This window comes from Kitasatospora sp. NPDC059577, assembly GCF_042735475.1.
In the GTDB taxonomy this organism is placed as follows: Bacteria; Actinomycetota; Actinomycetes; order Streptomycetales; family Streptomycetaceae; genus Kitasatospora.
Map to the genome: position 1 here is coordinate 9096 of NZ_JBHWBZ010000100.1, position 10762 is coordinate 19857.

The window sequence follows — 10762 nt, forward strand, 5'->3', positions numbered from 1 at the left end:
GGCGGCGCGTCACCGCCCCCTGGGGGGGGGGCGGCCCGCCGGGGGGGGGGGCGGCGCGCCGGCGGGGGGCCGCGCGGGGGGGGGGGCGGCCCCCCCGCGGCCCCCCCCCGGCCCGGTTCAACCGCTGTTCCGATGCGGTGTCACTTCTGCTCGCTGAGCGCCTTGTTGAGGAGGACGACGTTGACCGCCTCGTTGCCGAGGAAGCCGAGCGAGCGGCCCTCGGTGTACGTGTCGACCAGCTGGTTCAGCTTGTCGGCCGGCAGTCCGCGTTCCCTGGCGACCCGGTTGACCTGCTCCTTGGCGTAGGCCGGCGAGATGTCCGGGTCGAGGCCGGAGCCGGAGGCGGTCAGCGCGTCGGCCGGGACGCTCGCCGGGTCGACGCCGTCGAAGGCGGCGACGGCGGCGCGGCGGTCGTTGACGGCCTTCAGCAGGTCGTCGCTGTTCGGGCCCTGGTTGGAGGCGCCGGACGAGGAGGCGTCGTAGCCCGTCCCGGCGGCGGAGGGCCGGGGCTGGAACCACTTCGGGTCCGGCTGCGCCTCCTCCTTCGGGTCGTCCGGGTTCTTCTTCGGCAGGTTGAAGTTCTGGCCGAGCAGGCTGGAGCCGACCTCCTTGCCGTCGGCCTTCACGATCGAGCCGTTGGCCTTGTCGCCGAAGGCGACCTGGGAGATGCCGGTGACCACCAGCGGGTAGACGACTCCGAGGATGACGGTCAGCACCAGGAGCACGCGCAGTGCGGTGAAGTGGGTCCGCACGGAGGCGGGCAGGGGCTTGGACATCGCGGTGGACTCCTCTCTCAGTTGAGGCCGGGGATGAACTGGACGACCAGGTCGATCAGCTTGATGCCGACGAACGGCACGACCAGACCGCCGAAGCCGTAGATCCCGATGTTGCGGCGCAGCAGGGAGCTGGCGTCGGAGGGGCGGTAGCGCACGCCGCGCAGGGCGAGCGGGATCAGGCCGATGATGACCAGGGCGTTGAAGATGATCGCCGAGGTGATCGCGGACTGGGGGCTGTGCAGGCCCATGATGTTGAGGTGGCTCAGGCCCGGGTAGACCCCGGCGAACATCGCGGGGATGATCGCGAAGTACTTGGCCACGTCGTTGGCGATGGAGAAGGTGGTCAGCGCGCCGCGGGTGATCAGCAGCTGCTTGCCGATCTCCACGATCTCGATCAGCTTGGTGGGGTTGGAGTCGAGGTCGACCATGTTGCCGGCCTCCTTGGCCGCCATGGTCCCGGTGTTCATCGCGACGCCGACGTCGGCCTGGGCGAGGGCGGGGGCGTCGTTGGTGCCGTCGCCGGTCATCGCGACCAGCTTGCCGCCCTCCTGCTCCTTCTTGATCAGGGCCATCTTGTCCTCGGGGGTGGCCTCGGCGAGGAAGTCGTCGACGCCGGCCTCCTCCGCGATCGCCTTGGCCGTCAGCGGGTTGTCGCCCGTGATCATGACCGTCTTGATGCCCATCCGGCGCAGCTCGTCGAAGCGCTCCCGCATGCCCTCCTTGACCACGTCCTTGAGGTGGATCACCCCGAGGACGCGGGCGGGCCTGCCACCCGTCCTCGTCGCCACGACCAGCGGGGTGCCGCCGGCCGCCGAGATGCCGTCGACCAGGGCGGAGACCTCGTCGCCGACCGAGCCGCCGTTCTCGGCCACCCAGGCGGTGACCGCGCCGGCCGCGCCCTTGCGGACCTGGTGCACCCCGTCCGCCTCGTCCAGGTCGACGCCCGACATGCGGGTCTGGGCGGTGAACGGCACCCAGGTGGCGTGCGTCAACTCGCCCTGGGCGCGGGCCCGCAGACCGTACTCGGTCTTGGCGAGGACCACGATCGAGCGGCCCTCCGGCGTCTCGTCCGCGAGGGAGGAGAGCTGCGCGGCGCTCGCCAGCTCGTCGGTGCCCACGCCCGGGGCGGGCAGGAACTCGGCGGCCTGGCGGTTGCCCAGGGTGATCGTGCCGGTCTTGTCGAGCAGCAGGGTGTTGACGTCACCGGCGGCCTCGACGGCGCGCCCGGACATCGCCAGCACGTTGCGCTGCACCAGCCGGTCCATGCCGGCGATGCCGATCGCGGACAGCAGCGCGCCGATCGTGGTCGGGATGAGCGCCACGATCAGGGCGACCAGCACGATCATCGACTGCGGGGCGCCCGCGTAGGTCGCCATCGGCTGGAGCGTGACGACCGCGACCAGGAAGACGATGGTCAGCGAGGCCAGCAGGATGTTGAGCGCGATCTCGTTGGGCGTCTTCTGCCGGGCGGCGCCCTCGACCAGGGCGATCATCCGGTCGATGAACGACTTGCCGGGCTCCGAGGCGATCTTCACCACGATCCGGTCGGACAGCACCTTCGTACCGCCGGTGACGGCGCTGCGGTCGCCGCCGGACTCGCGGATGACCGGCGCGGACTCACCGGTGATCGCCGACTCGTCCACCGAGGCGACGCCCTCGACGACGTCACCGTCACCGGGGATGACCTGACCGGCCTCGACCACCACGTGGTCGCCGAGCCGCAGGGCCGTGCCCGGGACCTCCTCCTCGGCGTCACCGGCGGGCCAGTTCGTGAGCCGGCGGGCGACGCTCTCGGTCTTGGTCTTGCGCAGGGTGTCGGCCTGCGCCTTGCCGCGGCCCTCGGCGACGGCCTCGGCCAGGTTGGCGAAGACCGTGGTCAGCCAGAGCCAGACGGTGATGGACCAGGCGAACACGGACGGGTCGGCTATCGCGGAGATCGTGGTGACGACCGAGCCCACCTCGACCACGAACATCACCGGGTTCTTGATCATCACCCGGGGGTCGAGCTTCCTCACCGCGTCCGGAAGGGAGGCGACGATCAGCTTCGGGTCGAGGAGGCCGCTGGCCACTCTGTGCGGCGCGGCCGGCGCGGCCTCGGTGTCGGCCGGTGCGGAGTTGAGCGTGGGGGTGGACATCAGGAGGTGAGACCTTCCGCGATCGGCCCGAGAGCCAGGGCCGGGAAGTAGGTGAGGCCGACGACGATCAGGATCACGCCCGACAGCAGGCCCACGAACAGCGGCTTGTGAGTGGGCAGGGTGCCCGGGGTGGCCGGAACCGGCTGCTGCTGGGCGAGCGAACCCGCCAGCGCCAGCACGAAGACGATCGGCAGCAGCCGGCCGAAGATCATCGCCAGGCCAAGCGCGGTGTCGTACCAGTCGGTGTTGACCGTGATGCCGCCGAACGCCGAGCCGTTGTTGTTGGCGGCGGAGGTGAAGGCGTACAGCACCTCGGAGAAGCCGTGGGCGCCCGAGTTGAGCATCCCGGCCCGCTCGCCCGGCAGGGCCATCGCCACACCGGTGCCGACCAGCACGATCGTCGGCGTGGTGAGGATGTACAGCGAGGCGAACTTCATCTCCCGGCCGCCGAGCTTCTTGCCCAGGTACTCGGGGGTGCGCCCCACCATCAGCCCGGCGACGAACACCGCGACGATCGCCAGCACGAGCATGCCGTACAGGCCGGAGCCGGTGCCGCCGGGCGCGATCTCGCCCAGCATCATGTTGAACACCGTCAGCCCGCCGCCGAACGGCGTGAACGAGTCGTGGAAGGAGTTCACCGCACCGGTCGACGTCAGCGTCGTCGACGCGGCGAACAGACCCGAGGCCGCGATGCCGAAGCGCTGCTCCTTGCCCTCCATCGCGGCGCCGGCCGCCTGCAGCGCACTGCCGGAGTGCTGGGACTCGGCGAAGGTGAGCAGGGCGGTCGAGGCGACCCAGAACAGGCCCATCACGGCGACGATCGCGTAGCCCTGGCGGTTGTCGCCGACCATCCGGCCGAAGGTCCGCGGCAGCGCGAACGGGATCACCAGCAGCAGGAAGACCTCGACCAGGTTGGAGAAGCCGTTCGGGTTCTCGAAGGGGTGGGCCGAGTTGGCGTTGAAGAAGCCGCCGCCGTTGGTGCCGAGCAGCTTGATGACCTCCTGGGAAGCCACCGGGCCGCCCGGGATCTGCTGCACCCCGCCGCTGAGCGTGGTCACCTCGTGGAAGCCGTGGAAGTTCTGGATCACGCCGGAGGCGGCCAGGACCAGGGCGAACACGAACGCGATCGGCAGGAGCAGCCGCAGGTTGATCCGGACCAGGTCGACCCAGAAGTTGCCGACCCGGTCGGTCCGGTTGCGGGTGAAGCCCCGGATCAGCGCCGCCACGATGGCGATTCCGACGGCCGCGGAGACGAAGTTCTGCACCGCCAGGCCCGCCATCTGCACCAGGTGGCCCATCGCGGACTCACCCGCGTAGGACTGCCAGTTGGTGTTGGCGACGAACGAGATCGCGGTGTTCCAGGCCTGGTGACCCTCCATCTGCGGAACGCCCAGGTTCAGCAGCAGGTAGCCCTGCAGCCGGATCAGGCCGTACAGGAAGAGGACGGAGACGGCCGAGAAGGCCAGCACCGAGCGCAGGTACACCGACCAACGCTGGTCGGCGTCGCCGTCGACACCGATCACCCGGTAGATGCCGCGCTCGGCTCTGAGGTGCTTCGAGGTGGTCAGGACGCGGGCGATGTAGTCGCCCAGGGGGCGGTAGCACAGGGCCAGCGCGCCGACGAGGGCGAGGGCCTGCAGCCAGCCCGCGAGAGTGGATCCCATGTCAGAACTTCTCCGGGAAGATCAGCGCCACGACGAGGTAGCCGACGAGTGCGACGGCCACGGCCAGACCAGCGATGTTCTCTGCACTCACAGCTTCTCCACCCCCCGCGCGATCAGGGCGATGACGGCGAACACGGCGACCGTGACACCGACGTAGATGAGATCGGACATGGGCTCCACCAGCGTGGTTCGGGAGATGCCGCGACCTGGGCCGAAGGGCTCGCGCGGCGCCGGCGGACGACCGGCACATGCAGCAAAGCAGCCGTCAGGGGCGCGTTATCGGGCCCTGACGCCCTCCATACGGGTGACGGCGCCGCGTTGACGCGACCTTGACGCGCACCGTCGTGGGACGACGAACGGCCCCGGACGGCAGGTGCCGTCCGGGGCCGTTCGTGGGACTCCCGCGCTGGTCACATCCGCATCCGCAGCCGGCAGACCACCGCGTCGGTGTGCCGGCGCAGGGCGCGGTCGATCACCGCGCCGCGCCGGTTCTGCAGCGCCCGCTGCCACCAGTGGGCCGGCTCCACCTCGGGGATCAGCACGGTCAGCCGGTCGTAGGCGTGCTCCGCCCCGAGCTCGTTGACGAAGGCGGCGATCGGCTGCCCCAGCCGGCGGTGGTCGTCCGGGACCTCCACCAGCGGTACGCCCGGCTGCCACAGCTCCCAGTCCCGGCGCAGCGCCTCGGCCGCGGTCGGCTCGTGCACCACGGTGACCGCCATGACCTCGTCGCCGAGCGAGAGCGCCGCCGACAGGCCGTCCCGGGTGAGCCGGGTGATCGCCGTCACCGGGACGACGACCAGGCTGCGCTGCCGGGTCACCGGGCCGGGCACCCGGCCGAGCTCCAGCCGCTCGCCGATCCGGCCGTAGCTGCGGTGGATCGCCTCGAACAGCACCACCAACAGCGGCAGGGCCACCGCGATGCCCCAGGCGCCCTCGGTGAACTTGGTGCCGGTGACGACCAGTGCGGCGACGCCGGTGAGCAGCGCGCCGAAGCCGTTCAGCGCGGCCTTCCGGTGCCAGCCGGCCGGTCGCCGCAGGTACCAGTGCCGGACCATGCCGACCTGGCAGATCGTGAAACCGACGAAGACGCCGATCGAGAACAGCGGCACCAGGCTGTTGACGTCCCCGCCGGAGCCGACCAGCAACGCCGCCGACACCACGGCGAGGAACAGCACGCCGTACCGGTACACCTGGCGGTCGGCGCGCAGTGCGAACACGTGCGGGAGGTGGTTGTCCCGGGCGAGCAGGTCCATCAGCACCGGCAGCCCGCCGAAGGAGGTGTTGGCGGCCAGTCCGAGCAGGACCACGGTGGCGAACTGGACGACGTAGAAGCCCGCGCCGTGGCCGAGCGAGGCGTCCGCGAGCTGGGCGAGCACGGTGACGCCCTCGACCGGCTGGAGGTGGAAGCGCCCGATCAGCACGGCCAGTCCGACCAGCATCACGCCGAGCAGCGCGCCGAGCGCCGTCTCGGTGTGCTGGGCCCGCTTCACCCGGGGGGTGCGGAAGGAGGGGACGGCGTTGGCCACCGCCTCCACGCCGGTCAGTGCGGAGCAGCCGGCCGCGAACGCCCTGAGCAGCAGCAGCGCGCCGACGGCGGTGGCGTTCCCGGCGAGCACCGAGGCGTGGCCTTCGGCGGCCGCGGTGCTCACCGGGCCGTCCCGGAACAGGCCGACCACGACGATCGCCAGGATCGACAGCACGAACACGGCCGTCGGCACCATGAACCAGCGCGCCGACTCGGCGATCCCCCGCAGGTTCACCGCGGTGACCAGGACGAGCACGCCCAGGCAGAGCCAGACCCGCTGGTCGTACAGGCCCGGTACGGCGGAGGTCAGCGCGGCCACGCCGGCGGTGACCGAGACCGCCACGTTCAGGACGTAGTCGACCACCAGAGAGGCCGCCGCGGTCAGCGCCGCCCGGCGGCCCAGGTGCTGCCTGGCGACCGCGTAGGCGCCGCCGCCGTCCGGGAACGCCGCGATCACCTGCCGGTACGAGGCCACCAGCACCGCCAGCAGGACCGCGATCGCCGCGGTGACCGGCAGCGTGAAGCCCAGCCCGTACCCGCCGGCCGCGGCCAGCACCAGGACGATCGACTCCGGGCCGTACGCCACCGAGGCCATGGCGTCCAGCGAGAGCGCCGCCAGCCCGCCGAGCACGCTGAGCCGGTGCCGCTCGTCGCCCGCACCGGCGTCCGGCGGCTGGGGTTCGGCCGTGACGGCCGGGCTGGTGATGGCGCTGGACATCGGACGGAACCTCCGCGGTCGGTAGTTGCTCCGATCCTGCGGTCCGCGCGCCCGGCCCTCCGGTGGCCCCTACGCGTTCCTGACGCGACGCCGAGCGGCCTTGACGGGCCCTTGACGGGCCCTCGACACTTCCGGCGTCCGGCGTCCGGCGTCCGGTGGGGAGAGGGGGTGGCGGGGGTGGGCGAGCCGGTTGTCCCGGCGGGCGCCGGTTGGGAAGACGATCAGCTCAGTCGAAGGACTCCCACCCCCGGCATCCCACTCTGCTGCCTGATGAGCGTAATTGCAAGCAATGTGCAATAGCTGCCCCGTCGACGCCGGGCGTCGCGACACGGGAGAACCCTGCGAAAGAGGGGCCGGAGCGGGGGCGGGGGCAGGGACAGGAGCGGGGGCAGGGTGGACTGCCGAGACCGACCCACCACCCGCGGGGCCCTGACGCGCCGACCGGTCATGAATCCACCGGCAACCGCGCCGGCGGCCGACGCGTTCAGGCCGATCGTTGCGGCCGCTTGGCGGCGCGTTTGGCGAGCAGGCCCGCCAGCAGCATGACGAGCAGGCTGATACCCGCGCCGCACACCGTCCACAACACCCGGTAGCCCTCGGCGGCGTAGTGGGAGGGCTGCGGCAGGTCGACCAGGATGAGCGCGCCGGCGGCGATGGCGGCGGAGTAGAGGGCGTAGTTCAGGAAGCGGATCCCGACGGCGTGCACGAAGAGGACGAGCGCGACGACTTCCAGTCCGCGCGCCATCGCGAACACCCGGAGGCCGGTCTCACTGGCGGGCAGCAGGAGCAGCAGCGCGGCCGCGACGGCGCCGATGAACGCACCCGTAAGGCGCTGGGCCGAGACGAGGGTGCTCTGCTCCAGGTTCGGCTTCATCGCGATGATGGCCGCGATCGGGATCCAGTAGCCGTACTGCAGGTCCAGCCCGAACGCGAGGGCGACGGTGCCGCCGATGACCAGGGCGCGGAGCACCACGAATACGACGACCGGTGGGGTCAGCTTCTTGCGCGAGGTGTCTCCGGGGATCTCGACGAACGGCTGGGCCAGGTCCCGGCGGCCGCGGACCAGCCACTCGACGAACGTCATCAGCATCCACAGTGCTGCCCCGCCCGCCCAGGCGACCACCTGGGCCCAGGTGTAGTCGGTGATGCGGGCGGCATGGTGGAGGTTGAACGCGAGCCCGACGGCGACGACGAACCAGACGTTGAGCAGCATGGCACTGACGAACCTGTGCACCCCGAACGCGAGGGCCAGGCCGGCCACCAGCGTGACCACGAAGGCCGCGAGCGCCAGCCACCCCCAGGCCTCGCCCCCGATCCCGAACGCCAGCGCGGTGATCCCCGCGCCGATCAGCGCGAAGACGGCGTTGTGCGACGCGCGGTACCCGAAACCGCCACCCGGGTCGGCCAGCGACGTGAACAGCATGCCGAACAGGGCGCTGAGCAGATACTCCTCATGCCCGATCGCCCAGAAGACGATCAGCGGCACCAGTCCGACGTCCAGGAACACCACCGCTCGCCGCCAGTTCACGCCCGCGTGGTCGAGCTCGAACACCTTCGACACCCAGCTCATCGTCTTCCCCCGGTGAACGGGCCGGCCGTCTCGTTCGCTTGCGCTGCTCATGGCCACCCTTGCTCGCCCACTGCCCGGTATGTCGCTCTGATCCCGCATTGTCTGGCGCCCCGGGAGATCGCCGCGACGCGACTCGCCGCGCGCTCCCCGATGCGGAGCGCAGCCGACGCCGCGGGCTCCGGGTCGGTGCGTCGGCGAACACGGGCCGGGGCGACTCCTCACCGGCGGTTCGGCTGAGCCCGCCCGGTGCCGCCGGCCCGGGATCCTGGTCCGCGCCTGGTCCGCGCCTGGTCCGGAACCGCTGGCCAGGACTGGGATCCGGGCGAAAAGAGGTGAGACAAACCACGTAAAACGGCCATCCGGCATGACCGGCGTTCGAGCACGACAAAACAGCCCCTGATCTGCGTTTCCGCAGATCAGGGGCTGTTTTCTATCCTGTGGCTGGTGCAGGGTTCGAACCTGCGTAGCTTGCGCGACAGATTTACAGTCTGCTCCCTTTGGCCGCTCGGGCAACCAGCCAGGATGTTCGTCTTCCGGGGTGTTCGCCCCGTTCGACGTGGTAAACCATACCCGATGCCGGGGGGTGCTCCGCCACTCGATAGACCACGCGATGATCAAGGAACGGCACGCGGTTGCCGCGGGCGAGGGCGGGGCGGCGCTGGATAGGCTGGGGCGGCGGACGCCCGGTGGGGCGGGCCGTGCCAGTGAAGCCAGAGCATCAAGGAGACCAACACCCATGGCCGACTCCAGTTTCGACATCGTCTCGAAGGTCGAGTGGCAGGAGGTCGACAACGCGATCAACCAGACCTCCCGCGAGATCGCGACGCGCTTCGACTTCAAGGGCGTGGGCGGCGAGATCAGCCGCTCCGGCGAGAAGATCGAGATGAAGGCCAACGGCGAGGAGCGCGTGCGCGCCATCCTCGACGTGCTGCAGACGAAGTTCGTCAAGCGCGGCCTGTCGCTGAAGGCTCTGGACGCCGCGGAGCCGCAGCTCTCCGGCAAGGAGTACAAGATCTTCGCGAACATCAAGGAGGGCATCACCACGGAGGACGCGAAGAAGGTCGCGAAGATCATCCGTGACGAGGGCCCGAAGGGCGTCAAGGCCCAGGTCCAGGGCGACGAGCTGCGCGTCAGCTCGAAGAGCCGCGACGACCTCCAGGCCGTCCAGGCCCTGCTCAAGGGCAAGGACCTGGACTTCGCGATCCAGTACGTGAACTACCGCTGACCGCGGACCACGACTGACCTCGGCCCGGGGGGGGGCCCCCCCCCCCCGCCGCCGGGCCCCCCCCCCCCCCCCCCCGCGGGCCGCCCCCGGGGGGGGGGGCCGGCGGGGGGGCCCCCGCCCCCGGGGGGGGGGGGGGCCCCGCCCGCATCACGGGGGCCGGTACGCAGCCCCCGGCCGCCCGGCCGTCGGCTCAGTCGACACCGACCCGGTCCGTCCCGGCCCAGCTGCCGGTGCTGCGGTACGCGCCCAGGCCGATCGAGTCGAACTCGTCCGAGCGCCTCTCCTCGGTGCGCGCGCCGATCCGCCGCAGGGCCCGGGAGATCGGGGCGCCCTCCGGCGGCACGGGCTCGAACTCGCCGACGGCGAGCGGGCCGAGGACGACCCGGCCGTCCTCCCAGACCGCGGCGCGCTGCATGCCGCTGCCGCCGTAGTACTCGGCCTCGACGCAGGCGAGAGGGCCGGCCTTCGACCAGGCGGCCAGCCGGAGTTCGAAACCGTCGGAGTACCAGCTGAACCCGGAGCCGCCACCGGGCTTCCGCACGCTGCCGTCGCCCTGGAGCGCGGCGAGGACGCCGGAGGTGACCGGAATCAGCGCCAGCCCCTGCGCCAGCGGCACCACCCGGGCCGCCGGAACCTCCGCCGCCGCCACCCGCAGCAGCTCCAATGTTCCTATCAGCGCTTGGAGTTCGTAGGACATGCCGGACATGGTGTCTCACCGCACCGACAGTCGGCCCGGAATTTATGATTCCGTGCCCGGTCGGAGACCGTAGAGCAGACTGAGCACCGTCAAGAGGCGCCCCGACGCGTACGCCCCGGGGCCGCGGCCGGTCACCCACTCGGGTGCGTGCCGCATGCGGCGGCCCCGGTCCCCGGGTGGACTGACCGGGTACGGCCTGCACCGGGCCCCCTCTCCCGGTCCCCCGCGCCGACCGGCAGCCCGCCACCGGGCGGCGCCGGCCACGGCCGATCGCCACCGACCGCAGTCGACCGCAGTCGACCGGGGCCGTACCGGAGGAGGACCGCATGAGTTCCACGCACGCGCCCCCACCCGGCCGTGGAGTGGTAGTGCGAGGCCGGGTTGTCCGGGTTCGAGTACTGGTCCGGCTTCCAGGCGTTCGGGGTCTCCCGGACCAGGCGGTCGGAGACGTT

8 protein-coding genes and 1 tRNA gene are annotated in these 10762 nt (G+C 71.5%); 1 reads left to right on the forward strand and 8 read right to left on the reverse strand.

Features of this window, described 5'->3' with window-relative positions; all coding sequences use genetic code 11:
- Nucleotides 1-140: 140 nt before the first annotated feature.
- From kdpC to ACFV0O_RS39955, 7 genes are all read right to left on the reverse strand, one after another.
- Complete coding sequence (kdpC, locus tag ACFV0O_RS39925; RefSeq protein ID WP_380349503.1) at nt 141-776, reverse strand: potassium-transporting ATPase subunit KdpC; 636 nt, start codon at nt 774-776, stop codon at nt 141-143.
- Between the two features lie 17 nt (nt 777-793).
- Entirely contained in the window at nt 794-2911 is a 2118-nt protein-coding gene (gene kdpB, locus ACFV0O_RS39930; RefSeq protein ID WP_380349506.1) for a potassium-transporting ATPase subunit KdpB, read from the reverse strand.
- Entirely contained in the window at nt 2911-4575 is a 1665-nt protein-coding gene (gene kdpA, locus ACFV0O_RS39935; RefSeq protein ID WP_380349509.1) for a potassium-transporting ATPase subunit KdpA, read from the reverse strand. Before kdpA ends, kdpB begins: the two co-directional genes overlap by 1 nt.
- A gap of 1 nt (nt 4576) precedes the next feature.
- Nucleotides 4577-4666 (reverse strand): K(+)-transporting ATPase subunit F, encoded by a 90-nt coding sequence (gene kdpF, locus ACFV0O_RS39940; RefSeq protein ID WP_380349512.1) that lies wholly within the window; start codon nt 4664-4666, stop codon nt 4577-4579.
- A gap of 319 nt (nt 4667-4985) precedes the next feature.
- The gene (locus ACFV0O_RS39945) at nt 4986-6818 is read right to left on the reverse strand and encodes an APC family permease (RefSeq protein ID WP_380349515.1); all 1833 of its coding nucleotides are present in this window, start codon (nt 6816-6818) and stop codon (nt 4986-4988) included.
- A gap of 484 nt (nt 6819-7302) precedes the next feature.
- On the reverse strand, nt 7303-8388 hold the full coding sequence (locus ACFV0O_RS39950) for an FUSC family protein (RefSeq protein ID WP_380349517.1): 1086 nt from the start codon (nt 8386-8388) through the stop codon (nt 7303-7305).
- Nucleotides 8389-8826: 438 nt separating this feature from the next.
- Nucleotides 8827-8907, reverse strand: a tRNA-Tyr gene (locus ACFV0O_RS39955).
- Nucleotides 8908-9124: 217 nt separating this feature from the next.
- Between ACFV0O_RS39955 and ACFV0O_RS39960 the strand changes: the two genes are divergently transcribed.
- Nucleotides 9125-9613, forward strand: coding sequence for a YajQ family cyclic di-GMP-binding protein (locus tag ACFV0O_RS39960; RefSeq protein ID WP_360253100.1), 489 nt, complete (start codon nt 9125-9127; stop codon nt 9611-9613).
- Between the two features lie 190 nt (nt 9614-9803).
- Here the strand turns inward: ACFV0O_RS39960 and ACFV0O_RS39965 are convergent, their stop codons facing one another.
- The gene (locus ACFV0O_RS39965; protein ID WP_380349522.1) at nt 9804-10310 is read right to left on the reverse strand and encodes a hypothetical protein; all 507 of its coding nucleotides are present in this window, start codon (nt 10308-10310) and stop codon (nt 9804-9806) included.
- Between the last annotated feature and the right edge of the window lie 452 nt (nt 10311-10762).